Origin of the sequence: Rhodanobacter sp. OR92 (genome assembly GCF_000427545.1) — a bacterium.
Lineage (GTDB): Bacteria > Pseudomonadota > Gammaproteobacteria > Xanthomonadales > Rhodanobacteraceae > Rhodanobacter > Rhodanobacter denitrificans.
This window is the reverse complement of sequence record NZ_ATYF01000016.1, coordinates 109,270-127,821: the sequence shown is the minus strand read 5'-3', so window position 1 is coordinate 127,821 and position 18,552 is coordinate 109,270. Positions and strand designations below refer to the sequence as shown.

Here is an 18,552-nt window from a genome sequence, read left to right as displayed (position 1 = left end):
TAGTTCTACTGTGTCAATAAATATATGGCATGATCACGGCATCTTCTAGCAACCTGCGAGGAGGTGGGTCATGGGCATCGGTCTGGAAGGCCGCTTTGAGCGGTATGGCGAAGCGATGGTCATCGCCATGGGGCACGCGGATCGGGTGGCGCCCACGCGCTGGTATCTGCAGGGTTTGATGCTGCCTGGCGGCCGCAAGAGCGTGGAGCCGATGGCGGCACGGGTGCGGCCGCAAGATGTACGGGCGACCCACCAGTCGATGCATCACCTGGTGTCGACGTCGGCATGGAACGACGATGCCTTGCTGGCCGCCGTAGCCGAACAGGTGCTGCCCGTGCTGACGCACGGCGGAACCACACCGTGCTTCTGGATCATTGATGACACCGGCTTTCCGAAGAAGGGTAGGCACTCGGTGGGCGTAGCCCGGCAGTACTGCGGGCAGACCGGCAAGACCGACAACTGTCGGGTGGCGGTGAGCTTGTCGCTGGCGACGGACTCCAACAGCCTGCCGTTGGCGTATCAGCTATACCTGCCGGCCGAATGGACCGACGACCCGCAGCGATGTGCCGCTGTTGGGGTGCCCGCATCAGTCGGCTTTCTGACCAAGAACCAGATTGCGGTGGCGCAGATCCGCGCCGCCGTCGCGGCGGGCGTGCCGCGAGGCGTCGTGTTGGGCGATGCCGCCTACGGCGATGACAGCACGCTTCGCGATGCGCTGAGCACGCAAGACCTGATCTACGCGCTGGGCGTCAGGCCGCTCACGGCGGTGTGGTGGGGCAAGCATCAACCAGCCACGCCACCACCGCCTGCGACGGGTGGTGGACGCCCCCGCGTGCGGGTATGCCGCGATGCGGCGCACCGGCCGATCAGTGTGCGTGCGCTGGCGCAGGCGTTGCCGGCGCGGGCGTACCGCACCATTACCTGGCGGCAGGGCTCCGCCGAACCCTTGTCCGGCCGCTTCGCCCGCGTACGCGTGGTCGCCGCCCACGACGACCGCGATCGCGCGCCCGAATGGCTGGTCATCGAATGGCCTGGCGGCGACGCCGAACCGCTACGCTACTGGTTGTCGACGTTGCCGAAAGCGACGACCTTCAAGGCCCTTGTCGGCACCATCAAGGGCCGTTGGCGCATCGAGCGGGACTACCTGGAACTCAAGCAAGAACTCGGCTTGGGTCACTACGAGGGGCGCAACTGGCGCGGCTTTCATCATCACGCCAGCCTGTGTATCGCGGCCTACGGCTTCCTGACGTTGGAGCGCTTGCGTGGCAGTAAAAAAAACCGTGCACGATTCAAGGCGCCTGCCGTACCCGAAGGCTTCCGCCCGCGTGGGGCTGGGGCCGATGCAGCGCCATCAACCGCTCTCGATCGCGACCGTACACTTTCGTCTCGCCCGCCTGATCGCACGACAGTTGGCGCGATGTCCTTGCTGCGGCATGGCGCATCCGAGCATCAAACGTCTTTAGTGACACAGTAGAATTAGATACGTGCCTGGCAACTCTGACGTCGCCTGGTGCAGAGGAGGCTCTGAAAAACCTGCAGCGGATCCGCGGCGACCCGGCACTGGCGAATTTGAAGGTGGAGGGTGCTTCCCAAACCCCCGGACAGCTCGCCGTTCAGCTGCAGATGGCTCGCGGCGAGCTGATCTCGAAATGCCTCACATACATGGGAAAGATCGAGCCAAGGACCTACCCGGTGCCGGTCGCTCCCAAGACTGGTGCGGCGGCCGATGGAACCCCGGCAACCGCTGATGGCAAAGGTGGTGCTGCTGCGGGCAACGGGGCGGGAGGTGGAAATGGCGCGCACGCCGGCGCGAATGGCGGAAAGGATCCGGGCAAGGGGTAGTCCGCCATCCATGGTCGGGCGAGGTATTCGACCTCGCCGCGGCATGGCGTGGCGAGGCTTGATTGGGCCGGTGCCCTTGCGAATCAACCGGGCATCGGGACCCGTGGTCGAGGCGTGCGTGTCGTTGCTGCGCGACAGCCCGCGGAAGTCGCCACCGTCGCCGTCGTCGTGATCGTCCTTCGGGCGGAAGCTCTTGTGCGAGGCCCAAGCCTCCAGCAGCGAGCCGTCCACCGAAAAATACTCATCGCTGACCAGATCGCGCATGCGCGCCAGAAGCACCGTGTGCTCGAAGAAGTGCTGGGCAATCGCCTCATCGAACAGCCGCTGGCGGTTGAACGAGAACGTCGAGTGATCCCACACGGGATCATCGATGTTCAAGCCGACAGACCAACGGAACAACAGGTTGTAGTTGAGCTGTTCCCGAGCTAAAAAACGCGGAGATTTCTAGCGCGCACTCTACAGTTGCCGATGCTGGAGGACAGGGGGAGGGCGATTAGCCTGTGTTATCAAGGGTAGGGGAGGGCCGTTTTTGACCCGAACTTGTCACCTGAAAGCGCGCTCCTAGCCGGCTTTTGGAGAGGAGCTCAACTGAGCCATTACCCAAAGTATCAGGTCCAAATTGAAGGATCCCGTCGAACTTGTGCACCGCAGGTACGACATCCGTTGATGCTTCTCGGTAACAAGGCCTTTGCTGACCGCCCTACCGTGGTTTTCATTCGTTACACTGAGGGGCAGGTGGCGTGACTGCTAGCTAGCTGTCGCGGGCAAGGTTCCTAAAGAACAGAAGAATCGAGGGAGGGATATCTTGATTTCAATTCTGCACACGGCCGACTGGCAGATCGGTCGAGTCTTTTCGCAATTCGAGTCTGACGATGCTGCCGCATTGTTTGAGGCACGCTTTGTCGCCGTGGAGCGGCTCGCTGCTATCGCCGCCGAGCGCGGAGTTGATTCCGTCTTGGTCGCAGGCGACGTTTTTGATGCTCAGACAGTTTCTGATAAGACTATCCGGAGGCTGTTTAATGCAATGCAAGGCTTTGCTGGCACGTGGGTGCTTCTGCCAGGTAACCATGATTCCGCGTTGACCGAGTCGATCTGGACTCGCGCCCGTCGCATAAATGCCATTCCCAGCAACGTCCTCCTTTGCTTGGAGCCCAAGCCTGTTGTCGTAGCGGGAAAGTTCACTCTTTTGCCCGCACCGCTTACTCAGCGCCACACCCACAACGATCTCACCGATTGGTTTGGCACAGTCCCTGGCGCCGATGGACTGCCACGGATCGGCCTCGCACATGGGTGTGTAAAAGGAATTCTTCCCGGCGATATTGACTCAGCGAATCCGATTGCCGCTGGCAGGGCGCAAGACGCTGGGTTGGCCTATCTTGCTCTGGGCGACTGGCATGGCACCAAGCGCATCGACGAGAGAACATGGTATGCCGGCACTCCGGAGACGGATCGTTTCAAGGCCAACGACTCGGGCCAGGCGCTATTGGTTTCTATCGAGGCGGAGGGAGCCGCGCCTGTTGTCGAAGCAATAAGAACCGGCAAATTCATCTGGCGCCAGCTAGAAGCGCAGTTGGCTATTGACTCGGATGTTTATGAGCTTATGGAAATCTTGAGCGCAGCAGGCGGCGACGATGTAGTGCAGGTTCGTGTCTCTGGTACCTGCAATTTGGCAGGACATCGCAAACTAACAGAGACGCTTGGCACGGCGCGAGCCAAGGCGCGCGCCGTGGTCTGGGACAGTGCTGCACTGAGGCTGGAGCCGACTGAAGAAGACATTCAGGCACTGCACGCTGACGGGTTTGTTGGCGAAGTGCTGCAGGAGTTGCGAACAGAGCAGAACGGCAGCGACCCGGAGCTTGCGCGAGACGCGATTCTCGCGCTGGCGCGAGTGCTTGATGCCCAACGGCCTCGTGTGGGAGTTGTCACATGAAGCTCAGGCGTTTGCGAATCGAAAACTTCAAGCGGTTCCGTGCGCCCCTGGAAATAAGTGGCCTTGTCGATGGCCTGAATCTGTTCGTGGCCCCTAATGAGTCTGGCAAGTCAACGGTGGCCGAGGCTATTCGCGCGGCATTCTTCGAGCGGCACAGGTCCAGCGCAGTTGACTCGCTGCGACCTTGGGGCGATAGCTCGGCGACGCCAACTGTCGAAATCGAATTCGAGCTCGGCGGCAAACGTGCCCGACTCATCAAAGCGTTTTTGGGCAAGAAGCGCTGCGAGCTGACCATCGATGGTAAGTCAATGGACGGAATCACCGCTGAAGACCATCTGGGCGGGCTCCTGGGGTTCCGCTTTGCTGGCAAAGGTGCCAGTTCACTGGAGCACATGGGTATCCCGGGGCTCCTGTGGGTCAAGCAGGGAGCGTCGCACGAAATTTCCGAAGCGGTGCGCTTCGCTGGCGACCATCTGCGAAATGCCCTCGGAGACACGCTCGGTGAACTTGCCGCCACCAGTGGAGACGCCGTCATCAAGGCTGTTGAAGCTGAGCGTAGCGAGCTCCTTACGCCGTCCACTGGGGCCGCACGCGGCATCTATTCGGAGGCTCTCAACCGTCGGTCGGTGCTCGAGACCGAGCTGGAAGTTTTGCGGAAGGACATCGATGTCTACCGTTCCGGTGTCGACCGCCTTGCAGGGTTGCGCCGGGACCACGACTGCGACGACGCTGCGCGCCCTTGGCTGGCGTTGCGAGAGCAGCTAGCGTTTTCCCAGGCGCGATTGGATGAAGCCAAGGGGCTGTCCGAAAAGAAGGCTGCGCAAGATGCCCTGTTGAAGCAGGTCACGGTGCAGGTGAATGCCATACGCGATCAGCTCCAAGTTATGGAGCGAGACGAGGAAGCTCTCGGACTTCGCGAGACGAACCTAAAGGCCGCGCAAGAGGGGCTGCGTCTAGCCCAAAGTCGGCTTCAGGCCTGGGAGCCGCGTCAAGCGGCTGCGGTACAGGCTGACGTCAAGGCGCGAGAATGTTTGCGCTCAGCGCGTCAGGCCGCCGCCCGCGTCGCGCAGGCAAAGGCTATTGAAGACCTCACAGCGCATGTCACCGCGCTCGAGCAGAGCCAAAGCAACGCTCAAATCGAGCAAGACAAGCTGACTCGACTGCAGGTCGATGCTCTGGCGCTTTCCATGCCTGCCGGTGAGCTCAAGCGGCTGCGCGACTGCTCTGAAGCGCTTCGCACCGCACAAGCGAGGCTGGACGCTGTCTCTACGACTCTGGAGTTTGAGCTGTTGCCAAGTGCGAAGGTTCGGATGGCTGGGGCGGAGGTGACGGGGTCCAAGCGCCTGACCGTCGTCGCCCGCACTGGCATAGAGATCGAGGGCGTAGGCCGTATCAATGTCCTGCCGGGCGGTGAGGACCTCGAGAGCCTTGCTAACGATCGCGACCGCCAGCGGGATCTGCAAGTATCGATTCTGCAGATGCTCGGCGTTGCGAGCCTGGCAGCCGCCGACGAGCGGGAACGTCTGCAAGGTCAGCGTGCCGCACAGGCTAAAGCCTCGGCGGCTGTGCTTGCCGCCCACGCCCCGAAGGGCCTTGCCGCGCTCATCACGGACGTCGCAGCGCAAACCTCCAAGCTTACCGAAGCCAAACAGGCGCTCATGGCAATAGCAGCCCCCGTTGATGCCGAGGCTTCGGTGCTCACCGTGTCGCAAGCAGAGTCAGAGGAGGAGGCCGCACGAGCTGCCCTGACTGATGCTTCCGCAGGCCTTAACGAAGCGAAGCTCGCCGTCAGCGACGCGAACGCAAAGGTCAAGGCGGCGGAAGATGAGCTTGAGGCCGTCCAGGCGACGCTGAGCGACCCGCGGCGGGCAGGTAAGAAGGCGGAAGCGAGCCAGGCTTTGATTGACGCGCTGGCGCACCAGACGACGGCCCAAAGCAAGGTCGCCGAGCTTGCCGTGAAACTGCAGATGATCAATCTGCAGGTACTGCAGCAGGATGTCGAGAGGTTGGACCGAAGTGCAAAGCAGATTGAAGCCTCTCACGCACAGCGCGCCACGGACATCACTCGACTTGAGGCAGACCTTGAGGCAAAGGGGGCTCTTGGACAGGAGGAAGCTGCCGCGGAGAAACAGCGAGAGCTTGAGCAAGTGGATAGGCGGTGCACTGAGTTAGGCCGCCGGGCAAATGCGCTGGACCGCCTGTTAAAGTTGCTCAACGAAAAGCGCGCGGAACTCGCGCGGCGCCTACGGGCACCACTGCAAAAGCACCTCAACCACTATCTGCAAATCCTCTTTCCAGGGGCGCACATCGAAGTGGGCGAGGACTTGTCGCCCGGGCCCATCTCGAGGGTGGGCGCCTACGGTGCTGAAAGCGGGGAGTTCGAAGAGCTGAGCATGGGGGCCAGGGAGCAAATGGGAGTGGTAGCGCGGCTCGCATACGCCGACTTGCTTCGGGCCGCTGGAAAACCAACCTTGCTCATCCTTGACGACGCGCTGGTGAACACTGACCAGGAGCGTCTTGGTCAAATGAAGCGCTTGCTCTATGACGCGGCGGCCCGTCACCAAATTATGATTTTTAGTTGCCATCCGCAGGCGTGGCAGGACCTGGGTGTCGCCGCGCGCAGCCTTGTATAGAGAGACTCCGACGGGCGACAGATTGACGGGTGGGCGTGGATAGCGGTTTTCAAACTCGGGAGGCCCTAAGGGCCCTAGGGCTACGCCGACACGATGCCGAGCCAAAGCACTTTGAGGACCGACTGTGACTGATCGCAGCGCTACTGCAACTATCAAAGGTTACTTCTACCAGTTCGATCAGACGATCGTCCGCCTGCTCGGCGCCTCCAAACATGCGAGTGTGACGGTCGAAGGAATTGAGGATATCGACCTTGACGATGATGGCGGCAGCGCATTTGTACAGTGCAAATATTACGAGGGAACTGAATACAACCACTCAGTGATCAAAGAGGCGGTGATTCACATGCTCAGGCATTTCCATGCGCAGGGGTGCCCAACAAATCAGATCTACAGATACCGGCTCTACGGGCACTACAAGAGTGGACAGCATAAGCTCGTGCTACCTCTCACCGATGAGTTCCTGAAGGACAACTTCTTGACGTATACGCGGGAGAAGGTGGAGCACAAGGTCCATGAAGAGCTGAAGATGACCGCCCCGCAGTTCGAGGCCTTTCGGGATTTGCTTGATATTGACGTCAATGCACTTTCCTATGAGGACCAACAAAAGGAGCTCGTCAGGCTGCTCATCTCTGAGATTCCAGGCTGCAGCGCCGCAGATGCTGAAGTCTTCTACTATCCCAGTGCGATAAACGTTGTCCAGAGTTTGGCCGTGGAGGCCGAAGAGGCAAAGCGTAGAATCACGAGGGAACGGTTTTTGAAGGAAGTCGATCGCAAGGAAATTATCTTCAGCTCATGGCTGCAGCAAAAGTTCGGCGCCGACTATTATGCGAAATCGATTCGTCGAAAGTACTTTAAGTTCAACGCCACAAAAATGCCCAAGGCTTCAAGGATTTTTGTGATCGATGTAGAAGGCGAGTACGACGCACTCAAAGCGCAAAGAATGCTCGTTAGTCTGGGAGACTTTTTCTCGCACAAAGAACTCGCAAGAACCACACCGCAGGACAGATTCTCCCCGTACGTCTTGCTGCGCAGCGCCGCGCCCTCAGAGTTGCTCGAGCTCAAACGGAGCCTCTGGAAGCAGGGGGTCAAATTTCTTGACGGCTATCCCTTCCTAGGAGCGGATTTCTCGACCACTCTACTCGCCGCTGATCCAACAAGGGAAAACCTCTGGCGGATCAAGTTCATTCCCGCAGAGGACCAGTTGGCGTCGATCATTGCGGCCATCACTGGCTCAGTTATTGAAATCTACGACCTCTACAAGACGGCGCCGCTGGACGATGCGTTTGTTCCAAAGGGGTACGCGCACCACGCGATCAAGTGTGGCAGTTCCTATTTCATTCAAGAGGTTATGAACGCGTGAGCGAACCAAGTGAGATTAAGGCGGAGGTAATTGCGGTCTTTCCCGATAAGGTGAAGATCTCGGTGAGCGACATAGCAGCGTTTTCCGATGGAGGAAGCCTTAAGGTGGGCTCTTATCTGCGGATAACCGATAGTGAGGACTGCGCACTGATAGCGATCATCGAGAACTTCTGCATTGAAGTCACCGATAAGGCTGAGCGACGCCACATTATCGAGGCGCTGCCCCTTGGCATCATTACCGATGGAAAATTTATCCGCGGCGGCGACACGCTCACCATTCCACCAACAGGGGTGTCTCCGGCCACTGAGGATGATATCAAGAAGATCTTTGAAGAATCCGTCGAGCTCGCCAAGAGGTTTGTCTTTAGCTCGCTCGTATCAAACGCAAAGATCAAAGTGCCGGTGGATGGTGACAGATTCTTCAACAAGCACATTGCTGTAGTTGGCTCAACGGGCGCAGGTAAGTCGCACGCGATCACAAAAATCGTTCAGTCCGCTATCGAGGCGAAGAACGGTGAATACGCACTCAATAACTCGCACGTCGTCATCTTCGATATCCACTCTGAATATAAGTCGGCATTCCCGAATGCGAATTTTCTGGACGCGAGCACCCTGACACTTCCCTATTGGCTGCTCAACAGCGAGGAGCTCGAAGAGGTACTTCTAGATACCGGGGAGCGCGACAACTACAACCAGTCCGCTGTATTCCGCCAGTTGGTCACTGAGAATAAAAAGAGGCATAACACGGGGGCAAAGTTCATCTTCTACGATAGCCCACTGAAGTTCGACATTCACCAGGTCCTGAACGCGCTGTACAACATCAAGAACGAAACCGTGAACTCGAAGAATGAGGCGCGGTACATGGTTGCCGACGGCTCATATTCGCTGCTTGCCGAAGGTAAGACGGATACATCCCATGGCCTGGAACTGAATGCAGATCAGCGGCTGGATATGTATTTCGAGAAGCGACTCACATTCCACCCGACGAAGCCTCAGAGCATCACCAACGGCAGTTACGCAGACAAGTCACTAGATAAGTTCTTTACGCGCTTCGAATCCAAGGTCGCCCAAGATCGACTTCAGTTCCTCTTCGGCAAAGCAGCAGATACAGCGACTCTTGAGGGTACGCTCATGAGTCTCATCGGCTACGGCGCCAAGCAGTCGAATATCACTGTGATCGACCTAAGCGGTGTACCCTTCGAGGTGCTCAGCATCACTGTCTCGTTGATCTCGCGAATCCTATTCGAATATGGCTATCACTATAAGGTGATGCGGAGCGCGGCTGGCGAGTCAATCAACAACGATGCCCCAATCCTTCTGGTCTACGAAGAAGCGCACAAATACGTTCCGAATAGCGACCTCGCAAAATTCCGCGCCTCGAAGCTATCGATTGAGCGGATCGCTAAGGAGGGGCGGAAGTACGGCGTCACCCTACTGCTTTCAAGCCAACGTCCATCCGAGATTTCCGAGACCATCTTCTCTCAATGTGCAAATTTCCTGGCCATGCGACTGACAAACCCGAGCGACCAAAGCTACGTATCGCGCCTGCTACCCGACACGCTCGGCAACCTATGCGAGAAGTTGCCCACCTTGGGTGCAGGCGAGGCATTACTTATCGGTGAAGCGGTGGTCATGCCCTCACTAGTCAAACTTGCGCCATGCAGCCCAGCCCCATCGTCTACCGATATTCCGTACTACCAGCTCTGGAAGGAAGAGTGGAAGAAGCTCGACTTCACAAGCATCAGGAAGACTTGGCTCAAGGAGTAAAGTGTGCTCGACTCCTTCGCATCGTCGGGTGGCTTGTAGAGCACCCGTCTGTCGGCGTCCGCTATTCGGGCGCTATTAGTCTTCGAGAAGGCGTGCAGCCGGGTTGTCTGCGGCCCCGCCTGTTTGGAAATACCCCATCACACTGGACACCGCGCGGTGCTCCGTCATCGCCATGATCGCCGGCAGCGGTACGCCCTGACGACTCGCCTCAGTCACGAACCCCGAACGTAGACTATGCCCACCAAAATCCCCCTCCAGCCCAGCAAGCTTGGCGCGCCGTTGCACGATCTCGCTCACCGCGGCCGGGGACAGGGCGGGCCCGACACGCTGCTTCCATAGCCGCCGAAAAATCGCCCCCTCGGTGATCCCGGCCGCCGCCAGCCAGGCCTCCAGCGCCTGGGCGGCCCGATCGAGCACCGGCTTGTCCGGCGTGGAGGCCGCGGTCACACCGGCTTGCTGGGTCTTGCTGTGCTCCAGGCGGTAAATGAAACCCTGGGGTCCGATCCGGCGCAGATCCCGCAGGTCGGCGGCCGCCACCTCGCTGCGCCGCCGCCCACCACTGGCGAAGCCAAAGCAGAGTAGGGCGCGATCGCGTCGGCCTTCCAGGCTGTCGTCGCAGGTGGCCAGCATGGCCTCGAGTTCCATCAGCGTGATCGCGGTCTTCTTGCGCGGGCGTTCACCGCGCTTGACCGCGGCGCGGGCGGCCCGACTCAACACGGTTCGGATCGCCGGCTGCTCGCACGGATTGGACATGTGTTTCAGTCGGTGCGCGGTCGATAGCACGGCGACCCGATGGCGGACCGTCGCCAGCGTCCAGGGGCCCAGCTTGGCCTTGAGGCCGGCGGCCACCAACGCCTGGTCGACGGTCGGCGGAAGCTCCCAGGCCAACTCGCCATCGGTAGATCGACGCACCACGTGATCGACCACGAACTGCAACACGGTGGCTTCCGGCACCGGCAACGTCAGCTCGACGCCGTAACGCGCCGCATGCCAGCCGGCCCAGTAGCGCAGGGCGCTGGCGTAGCTGCGGGTGGTGTTCGCGGCGGCCGCTTCCGCGAGCAGTTCGCGTACGGCGTCAGCGGCTTGCTGCGCCAGCTGGACCGGGAGCGCGAGGCTGGAGGCGGGCTGGGCGAGGGTCGGAATCGTGGAAATATCTTTCATAATATGTAATGTATACTACGAAATAAGGTGTCTACCCACGATAATCATCACTTATCACCAGTACGTCAACTAGCGGGCAGGGCACCGACAAGGGAGACACCTGCGATGGCCAGAGGCATCACCCAAGAGCAGGTCAATGCCGCCGCCGACACCATCTTAGGCACCGGCGAGAACCCGACCGTGGAGAAAGTCCGCGCCGAACTCGGTACCGGGTCACCCAACACGGTCACCCGCATGCTGGATACGTGGCGCAGCCAACTGGGTGAACGGCTGCGTCAGCTCAGTGCATTGCCTGAGGTGCCGACTCCCCTAGGGCAGGCGATGATGACGCTGTGGCAATTGGCTACTGAACACGCCGGGCACGCGATCGCTGGGCGCTATGCCGAGGAACGAGCCGCGTTGGAGGCGGCGCGTGGCGCATTGGCCGCGGAGCGCGACGCCTGGGCCGTCCGCTTGGAAGTGGCCGAGAACGACCGCGCCCAAGCCCTAGCAGCCAAAGATCTGGCCGAGCACGCCTGCAATACTCTGGACGCGCAACTTCAGGACAGCCATGCGCTCCGAACTGACCTTATCCAGCAGCGGGACCGCCTGCAGAGCCAGTGCGATCAGTTGGCTGTTGAGCTTCAGGGCCTACGTGCCCAGTCGGTTGAGCAGCAGCAGGCCGCGGCCGCTGAACGAGCTCGCCAAGAGGCCTATTTGCGCAATTTGGAAGATCGTGCGCATCAAGAGGTCGACCGTCTACGGCAAGAAAGCAAACGGTGGCAGCAGCGTCTTGATGCGGCAGAATGTGCGCATCGAGACGCTGAGACGGCGCTCCGGACAGAGATCGTAGCCCTGAGAGACCTGCTGCGTGGAGCTGAAAAAGAAGTGGCGCGCTACGCCGGACAAGTCGCCGGATTGGAGAAAGCCCTGAGCGAGCATGCAGTATCAAAGCGGAAGGCGGCACGACCTGGTCGCGTCAAACGACCCGCCCGAAGCAAAACAAAGCAGACATAGGGACTGAGCAACGGCTCGGGAGACATTACAGTGACCATCAGAACCAGTCTCAGTCATCCATTGCGAATCGCGACGCTCCCGGTTGGAAATCAAGGTGGAGCTATCGGCGTGACTTTCGCTCCAGGGAAGCGGCAAGCCAAGGCCATGACCGGACGCTGGGAGCGGGACCTCGATATCGACCTCGATGCTATCCGTCGTTGGGGAGCGAGCGATTTGATCACGCTTCTCGAACCTCATGAGTTCGAAGAGTTAGAGATCCCTGGATTGCCTGATCGCGCCAAAGCGCACGGTTTGACGTGGCATGGACTCCCTATCACGGATGGCTGTGCTCCGGACGACCGATTTCTCACGCGTTGGCGGACGTTGGCACCGACGTGGATCGAGGGCTTACGTACTGGGCGACGTATCGTCATGCACTGCAAAGGGGGACTCGGGCGAGCTGGAACGGTTGCCTGTCTGTTCCTCTTGGACTCGGGAACCGCATCAGACGCAGCCCAGGCTATGACTGAGGTTCGGCAGGTGCGACCAGGAGCTGTCGAAACGGTGGAGCAGGAAGCTTTCTTACGGAACTGGAACAACATTCAGCAAGGCCATTTCGGGGTCGGGTAACTGTCGCCGCACGGCTGGAAAGGACTGCGGCGTCGGCCCATGCCGCCGAGCACTTGGCCACCGAACACGGGGCGCGCGCCAAAGCCTTGGAACAACAGCTGGCAAGGATGGATGGTATTCCCGCAGCGCTGCTGGCGGCTCAGCAGGCCCTGCAGGCGGCCTTAAAACGAGAATCGGCGCTGCAAGCCAAAAGGTATCACCCGCCCAATGCTGCAAAGGCCCAAGCCACCGGTAGGAAAAAAGAGCCAGAAGAGTGTCGGGCGCGACCCAAGGGTCATGAAACGCTCAAGGTACTGCTTATTTCAGTTTGATCCAAAGTGCAAAAGACGTCAGTGTCTGCCGCACCAATCCGTTGGGTTCAGCGCAAATAGCATCCGGTTTGTGCACTTATCTGACCCGCATGCAGAGCCAACGTGTCGCGCCCAGCGGCACAAAGTTGACATAATATACATTATGCGAAATTACCAAGGGGCCAGCGCGGGCACGCAAGCCCCGCCGTCGCCGGGTCTGGCACATCTCCCCCTGTTCTCCGCAGAGAAACTTCTACTTCCTGGTCCGCGGCTGGTTCCGCTCCCCATCCCCACAGGCAAAGGAAATACGAACATGTCGATTTCACTGCTGCTGGTCATCGTCCTCATCCTGCTGCTGATCGGTGCGTTGCCAACCTGGGGCTACAGCCGCTCTTGGGGCTATCGCCCAACCGGAGGCATCGGTCTCATCCTGCTCATCGTCCTCGTGCTGTGGTTGCTGGGCGTGGTTTGAGGACTCGATCAGGCCGTAATTACGCTGGCGAAACCGGTCGAACACGTGCCGGCAGGCAGCCTGGCGACATTGCGCCGCAAGGCCGCAGAATACCGGGACTGTCCGCTGTGGCGCCACGCCACCCGTACCGTGTTCGGCCAGGGTCCGGCCGATGCAGCAGCGATGCTGATCGGCGAGCAACCCGGCGCGCAGGAAGACCTGGCCGGCGAGCCGTTCGTCGGGCCGGCGGGCCAATTGCTTGACCGGGCGCTGGCTGAGGCGGGGCTCGACCGGCGCGCACTCTATCTCACCAACACGGTCAAGCATTTCAAGTACGAGACGCGCGGCAAAAGCGCGGTTGCACAAGCGCGCGAACGCCACGGAACAGGCCGCCTGCCGCCAGTGGCTGGCGGCGGAACTGGCGCGGGTGCAACCGCGTCTGGTCGTGGGACTGGGCGCAATGGCGGCGCAGACCCTGTTCGGCAAGGCCTTCCGCATCCGTGCCGAACGAGGGCAATGGCGCGAACTCGGCCCGCAGGCGCGTGGGCTCGCCGCTTGGCATCCCTCCGCGGTGCTGCGCACACCGCGCGAGGCGCGCCCGCGCCGCCGCGAAGCCTATGCCGAACGGGTGACCGACCTGCGCGAGGTGGCCGCTGTCCTCGCCGCCTTGAGCGATGCCGATGGAGCCGCGCGATGAACCGGCAGGGTCCGCGCGCGTCGTAGCCGGTCGCCTGCAGGTACCCGCGCAGGTTGCTGCAGATCCACACCCGGGTATACGCGGGCGGTATCCCCAGCGCGCGGATGCGCGCCAGCTCATCGCGATCCGTCACCGGCCGGCCATCCGCATCGCGGTAGCTGAAGCCCTTGCCGCGGCGCCGTCGGCTCAGGCCAGGCTGCGCGTCGCTGACATGGACCAGCCCCATCGCACGCGTCTCGCGGCGCGGATCCGGGACGTTTTCACGCGCGGTCGTTCTGGCCATTCGCGCCGGGTATGCGCAAGCCGGGTCAACGACGGGGGAGCCGCGACGAACTCAGTGGAAGTCCCGCGAGCGCGCATCCAGCGTGCCCAACAGCGGGGTGAGGTCCTGCAGCCGGTGCGCGACCAGGTGACGGACGCCCTCGACGTTCTCCCACTGCCCTTCCACTGCCAGCAACCGCGCCTGCAGCAGCGCACGGCGCTGGGTTTCGGCCACCTGCCGCCACACGATGACGTTGATCAGGCCGTGCTCGTCCTCCAGCGTCACGAAGATGATGCCGCTGGCGGTTTGCGGTTGCTGTCGCGACGTCACCAGCCCGGCCACACGCACGTGGCTGTGGTGCGGCTGCCGACGCAGGACCTTGCCGTCGATGCAGCGCGCCGCGTCCAGGCGGGCGCGGATCTGCCGCAGCGGATGCACGCCCAGGCTGAGGCCGACCCGCGCATAATCCGCCAGCGTGTCCTCGGCCTGCGTCGGCAGCGGCAGGGTCACGGCCCACTCGGCCGGACTGGTGTTGCCGAACAGCGGCAGTTGCGCCTCGACGCCGGCCACCGTCCAGCGTGCGCGATGGCGATGGCCGGCCAGCCCGCGCAAGGCTGCCGCATCGGCCAGCAGCTCCTGGTGACGGCGATCGAGGCCGGATCGCACGCACAGGTCGGTGACGTCGGCGAACGGCTGCTGCCGGCGCGCGGCCATCAGGCGAAGCGCTGCCGCTTCGGAACACCCACGAACCATGCGCAGGCCCAGCCGGATCGCGCGCGCCTCGGCATGGCCGCGCGGGTCCGGTCCCAGCGTGCAGTCCCAGTCACTGAAACGCACATCCACCGGGCGCACCGCGACGCAATGACGTCGCACGTCCTGCACGATCTGGCTCGGTCCGTAGAAACCCATCGGCTGCGCATTGAGTAGCGCGCAGGCGAACGCCGCGGGGTAATGACATTTCAGCCAGCACGAGGCGTAGACCAGGTTGGCGAAACTGGCCGCGTGCGATTCGGGGAAACCGTAGGAACCAAAGCCCTTGATCTGCTCGAAGATGCGCGCGGCGAATGCCGCCGTGTAGCCGTTCCTCAGCATGCCCTGCACCAGTTTCTCGCGATGCGGCTCCAGCCCGCCGTGACGCTTCCATGCGGCCATCGAACGACGCAGCTGGTCGGCCTCGCCATCGGTGAAGTCGGCGGCCACCATGGCCAGCTTCATCACCTGTTCCTGAAACAGCGGCACGCCGAGCGTGCGTTCCAGCACATCCCTGAATGCCGGCGACGGATAGTCGACCGGCTCCTCGCCGTTCCGGCGGCGCAGGTACGGGTGCACCATGTCGCCCTGGATCGGGCCCGGCCGCACGATCGCCACCTGGATCACCAGGTCGTAGAAATTCGCTGGCCGATGCCGCGGCAGCATCGCCATCTGCGCGCGGCTTTCGATCTGGAAGACGCCGACGGTATCGGCGCGCCGGATCATTGCATAGGTCGCCGCGTCATCCGGCTCGATCGTCGCGATGGTCCTGGTCACGCCATGCGTGCTTTCCAGCAACGCGAAGCACTTGCGCAGGCAGGTCAGCATGCCCAGCGCCAGGCAATCGATCTTCAGCATGCGCATGCAGTCGAGGTCGTCCTTGTCCCACTGGATCACCGTGCGCCCTGGCATCGCCGCGTTTTCCACCGGTACCATCTCGCTCAGCGGGGCATCGGAGATCACGAAGCCGCCGACATGTTGCGACAGGTGCCGCGGCATGCCGAGCAGCTCTCCGGTGAGCTTCAGCACGCGGCGAATGAGCGGGCTGTCCGGATCGAAGCCCTGTTCGCGCAACCGTTCGTCAGCCTTGCTGTCGCCCCAGCCGCGCGCAAACACGTCGCTGAGCCGGCCGACCTGGTCCGGCGGCAGGCCCAGCGCCCAGGCCACGTCGCGCACAGCGCTGCGGCCGCGGTAGCAGATCACGGTGGCGGCCAGCGCGGCGCGCTCGCGGCCGTACTTGCGGTAGACGTACTGGATGACTTCCTCGCGCCGCTCGTGCTCGAAATCGACGTCGATGTCGGGCGGCTCGTCGCGGTCCTCGCTGATGAAGCGCGCCACCAGCAGGTGGTTGACCTCCGGGTCCACCTCGGTCACGCCCAGCGCGAAACACACCGCGGAATTGGCCGCCGAGCCGCGGCCCTGGCAGAGGATGCCCTGGCCACGCGCGAAGCGGACGATGTCGTGCACGGTAAGGAAGAAGGCCTCGTACTGCTTCGACGCGATCAGCGCCAGTTCTTCCTTCACCAGCCGGCGCACCTTGTCGCTGGCACCCTGCGGCCAGCGCCAGCGCAGGCCCTCCTCCGCCAGCTGGCGCAGCCAGCTCGTCGGCGTGTGGCCTGGTGGCACCAGTTCCGTCGGGTAACGATAGGCAAGTTCGTCCAGCTGGAAGGTGCAGCGTTCGGCGATGCGCACGCTTTCCTGCAACAGGGCTTCGGGATAGATCCCGGCCAGCACGTCGCATCGGCGCAGGTGCCGTTCGCCATTGCGGAAGATCAGCGCCCCGGCCTCGGCGACCGGCACGCGATGGCGGATCGCGGTGAGCGTGTGCTGCAGGGCCAAGCGCCGGCGCACGTGCATGTGCACGTCGCCGCTGGCCACCAGCGGAAGGCCCACGGCACGGCCAAGCGCCTGCAGTTCGCGCAGGCGCGCGGCATCGTCGGGGCCGCGGTGCAGTTCCACCGCCAGCCATGCGCGATCGCCGAACGTCTCGCGCAACCAGCGGCCGTGGGCGATGTCCGGTTGCGGCGCCGGCATCCACAAGGCCAGCGTGCCCGGCAACCCGCCATGCAGGTCCGCGCAGGCAAGCCGGTACCTGCCCTTTTCCGAGGCCCGGCGCCCGCGCGTAATCAGCCGGCAGAGCCCGGCATAGCCCTGCCGATTCCCGCAGAGCAGCACCAGCTTCGGGCCATCCGCGAGCTGGAACTCGGCGCCCACGATCAACTTCAGGCCGGTTTCGTTCGAGGCCTGGTACGCGCGCACGATGCCGGCGAGCGAACACTCGTCGGTGATTGCCAGGGCGCGGTAGCCGCAGGCCCTGGCGCGCTCGAACAGCTCGGCCGCGCTCGAGGCGCCGCGGCCGAAGGAGAAATCGGACAGGCAATGCAGTTCGGCGTAGTCGTTCATGCGAACCAGCCCTGCAACATCCAGCCGTCCTGCTCGCCGGGCGGGCAAAATGCCCACGCCCGCTGGCCGAGCGAGGTCTCGACCACGTAATAGTCGCGGCAGGCTTCGGCACCATCCCACCAGCCGGTTTCCAGCCGCTCGGGGCCGGCGAGGATGCGTGGCGGCGGGCCACGCAGGGGAACCGGATGCGCCAGCAGCCAGGTGGGTCGCGGCGACGGCTCGTCGTGGCCGTGGTCGCCTTCGGCCACGGCCTGGGCGCGTTCGGGGCGCGGGTCGGTGGTGCCGCCCAGCCGGTAGACCGCCCGCTCGCCCAGCCGTGCGCGCAGGCGCTCGCACAGTTGCCCGAGCGGCAGCGCATTCGCCGGCCGCTCGTCGAACAGGTCACGCCCGGCGGGCACGAACGCCGGCAGCTCGCGCGCGAGCAGGCGCAGCGCCAGCACCGGCGCGGGAAGCACGACGTGTTCCAGCCGGCCCCGTGCGAACTCGAACAGCAGCGCGCCATCACGCTCCGGCGCCAGCAGCCCCACCGGCACATCGGTACAGCGCCCTTCGCGATGTTCCAGGCGCAGCAGGAAACGCTGCACGCCTCCATCGCGGCCGGCGAGATAGGCGGCCAGGTCATCGACCATGCGCCGCAGCGGAAAGACCAGCGCGGACCGGTTCTCCACCTCATGCAGCAATTCGATGCGCAGGTCGAAGACGTCCGGCGGGCGATACGACTCCAGGCCGGGCGGGCGCTCGCCGGTCAGGCGTTCCAGCGCCGCCGGCAGCTCCGCGCCGAAGCGCCGGCGCAGGCCATCCCGCGGTAACGCCAGCAACTGGCCCAGGCGGCGAATACCCATGCCCGGCAGCGCGGCGATGGCCGCCGCTGGCAGGCCGCTAGCGGCCAGGGGCACTCCCTGCAGGGCGCGGCGCAGCGCGTCGGCGCCCTGCACCGCCTGGCCATCGGCCACCGTGGCCAGCACCTGCGCGGCATGGGGCGTCGGCGCCGCGGCCAGCCGATGGCGGAACCCCAGTGCGGTGAAATCCGCCCGCAGCATCGCCTCCAGCCGTGGCCACGGCCCGAACAGGCCCATGCTGCGGCTGACCTCCAGCACGATCGCATGCGGCAGCAGGCTGACCTCGGAGCTGTAGCGATAGGCCACGGCAGCCAGGAACCGGTGCCAGCGGTCCGCCGATTCGCGCTCGTACGCCATCGCCTCGAACTGGGACAGCAGCGCCTGGGCGGCGCTCAGTCGCTGCCCGACATGCAGGCCTGCGGCATGGGCAGGTTCATTGGCCGCAACGATCGTGCGGGCGTTGGCCGGCCCGTCGACGAGCACCAACGGACCCGTCACGGGATGGCGTCGCAGGATCCCGTCCATGGCCAGATGCGGCAGGTTGATGCAGGCCCAGAGCATGT

General features: G+C 62.9%; 13 protein-coding genes and 3 pseudogenes. 11 read left to right on the top strand and 5 right to left on the bottom strand.

Annotation, left to right across the window (positions count from 1 at the left end; genetic code table 11):
- Positions 1-115 precede the first annotated feature (115 nt).
- Positions 116-1,474, top strand: coding sequence for an IS701 family transposase (locus RHOOR92_RS0110315; RefSeq protein ID WP_155950204.1), 1,359 nt, complete (start codon positions 116-118; stop codon positions 1,472-1,474).
- A gap of 443 nt (positions 1,475-1,917) precedes the next feature.
- Here RHOOR92_RS0110315 and RHOOR92_RS18680 read toward each other — a convergent pair.
- Positions 1,918-2,262: pseudogene (locus RHOOR92_RS18680) on the bottom strand (transposase); the annotation flags it as partial.
- A gap of 385 nt (positions 2,263-2,647) precedes the next feature.
- Here RHOOR92_RS18680 and RHOOR92_RS0110305 point away from each other — a divergent pair.
- The 4 genes from RHOOR92_RS0110305 (at position 2,648) to herA (ending at position 9,531) form a co-directional block, all read left to right on the top strand.
- A complete protein-coding gene (locus tag RHOOR92_RS0110305; RefSeq protein ID WP_027490189.1) occupies positions 2,648-3,772 on the top strand; it encodes a DNA repair exonuclease in 1,125 nt (374 codons plus the stop codon).
- On the top strand, positions 3,769-6,405 hold the full coding sequence (locus RHOOR92_RS0110300) for an AAA family ATPase (protein ID WP_027490188.1): 2,637 nt from the start codon (positions 3,769-3,771) through the stop codon (positions 6,403-6,405). Before RHOOR92_RS0110305 ends, RHOOR92_RS0110300 begins: the two co-directional genes overlap by 4 nt.
- 124 nt (positions 6,406-6,529) lie before the next feature.
- Positions 6,530-7,765 (top strand): DUF4297 family anti-phage-associated protein, encoded by a 1,236-nt coding sequence (locus tag RHOOR92_RS0110295; RefSeq protein ID WP_027490187.1) that lies wholly within the window; start codon positions 6,530-6,532, stop codon positions 7,763-7,765.
- Positions 7,762-9,531: an anti-phage-associated helicase HerA gene (gene herA / locus RHOOR92_RS0110290; protein WP_027490186.1), complete on the top strand. Its 1,770-nt coding sequence runs from the start codon at positions 7,762-7,764 to the stop codon at positions 9,529-9,531. The genes RHOOR92_RS0110295 and herA overlap by 4 nt, the downstream gene beginning before the upstream one ends.
- A gap of 75 nt (positions 9,532-9,606) precedes the next feature.
- Here the strand turns inward: herA and RHOOR92_RS0110285 are convergent, their stop codons facing one another.
- Positions 9,607-10,692: a site-specific integrase gene (locus RHOOR92_RS0110285; protein ID WP_027490185.1), complete on the bottom strand. Its 1,086-nt coding sequence runs from the start codon at positions 10,690-10,692 to the stop codon at positions 9,607-9,609.
- 105 nt (positions 10,693-10,797) lie between these two features.
- Here RHOOR92_RS0110285 and RHOOR92_RS18675 point away from each other — a divergent pair, with 105 nt between their 5' ends.
- The 6 genes and pseudogenes from RHOOR92_RS18675 to RHOOR92_RS19970 all read left to right on the top strand — a co-directional run bounded on the left by RHOOR92_RS18675 (position 10,798) and on the right by RHOOR92_RS19970 (position 13,735).
- A complete protein-coding gene (locus RHOOR92_RS18675; protein WP_037115258.1) occupies positions 10,798-11,688 on the top strand; it encodes a DNA-binding protein in 891 nt (296 codons plus the stop codon).
- A 144-nt stretch (positions 11,689-11,832) separates the two neighbouring features.
- The gene (locus RHOOR92_RS19285) at positions 11,833-12,297 is read left to right on the top strand and encodes a cyclin-dependent kinase inhibitor 3 family protein (protein ID WP_231378365.1); all 465 of its coding nucleotides are present in this window, start codon (positions 11,833-11,835) and stop codon (positions 12,295-12,297) included.
- Positions 12,298-12,350: 53 nt separating this feature from the next.
- A complete protein-coding gene (locus RHOOR92_RS19615) occupies positions 12,351-12,608 on the top strand; it encodes a hypothetical protein (protein ID WP_155950225.1) in 258 nt (85 codons plus the stop codon).
- Positions 12,609-12,906: 298 nt separating this feature from the next.
- The gene (locus RHOOR92_RS19280; protein ID WP_196802011.1) at positions 12,907-13,059 is read left to right on the top strand and encodes a DUF3309 family protein; all 153 of its coding nucleotides are present in this window, start codon (positions 12,907-12,909) and stop codon (positions 13,057-13,059) included.
- A 162-nt stretch (positions 13,060-13,221) separates the two neighbouring features.
- Positions 13,222-13,332: pseudogene (locus RHOOR92_RS19975) on the top strand (uracil-DNA glycosylase family protein); the annotation flags it as partial.
- A 64-nt stretch (positions 13,333-13,396) separates the two neighbouring features.
- Positions 13,397-13,735 carry a uracil-DNA glycosylase family protein gene (locus RHOOR92_RS19970; RefSeq protein WP_231378364.1) on the top strand — a complete coding sequence of 113 codons (339 nt, stop codon included), beginning with the start codon at positions 13,397-13,399 and terminating at the stop codon, positions 13,733-13,735.
- Between the two features lie 13 nt (positions 13,736-13,748).
- Here RHOOR92_RS19970 and RHOOR92_RS19965 read toward each other — a convergent pair.
- From RHOOR92_RS19965 to RHOOR92_RS0110255, 3 genes and pseudogenes are all read right to left on the bottom strand, one after another.
- A pseudogene (locus RHOOR92_RS19965) lies at positions 13,749-14,018 on the bottom strand (DNA topoisomerase IB); the annotation flags it as partial.
- 51 nt (positions 14,019-14,069) lie between these two features.
- Complete coding sequence (locus RHOOR92_RS0110260) at positions 14,070-17,150, bottom strand: error-prone DNA polymerase (protein ID WP_027490183.1); 3,081 nt, start codon at positions 17,148-17,150, stop codon at positions 14,070-14,072.
- A complete protein-coding gene (locus RHOOR92_RS0110255; protein WP_027490182.1) occupies positions 17,147-18,550 on the bottom strand; it encodes a DNA polymerase Y family protein in 1,404 nt (467 codons plus the stop codon). Before RHOOR92_RS0110255 ends, RHOOR92_RS0110260 begins: the two co-directional genes overlap by 4 nt.
- Between the last annotated feature and the right edge of the window lie 2 nt (positions 18,551-18,552).

Coding starts and splice junctions, on each gene's coding strand:
- RHOOR92_RS0110315 (WP_155950204.1), top strand. CDS start 116: ATGGTCATCGCCATGGGGCACGCGGATCGGGTGGCGCCCACGCGCTGG.
- RHOOR92_RS0110300 (WP_027490188.1), top strand. CDS start 3,769: ATGAAGCTCAGGCGTTTGCGAATCGAAAACTTCAAGCGGTTCCGTGCG.
- RHOOR92_RS0110285 (WP_027490185.1), bottom strand. CDS start 10,692: ATGAAAGATATTTCCACGATTCCGACCCTCGCCCAGCCCGCCTCCAGC.
- RHOOR92_RS18675 (WP_037115258.1), top strand. CDS start 10,798: ATGGCCAGAGGCATCACCCAAGAGCAGGTCAATGCCGCCGCCGACACC.
- RHOOR92_RS19285 (WP_231378365.1), top strand. CDS start 11,833: ATGACCGGACGCTGGGAGCGGGACCTCGATATCGACCTCGATGCTATC.
- RHOOR92_RS0110260 (WP_027490183.1), bottom strand. CDS start 17,150: ATGAACGACTACGCCGAACTGCATTGCCTGTCCGATTTCTCCTTCGGC.
- RHOOR92_RS0110255 (WP_027490182.1), bottom strand. CDS start 18,550: ATGCTCTGGGCCTGCATCAACCTGCCGCATCTGGCCATGGACGGGATC.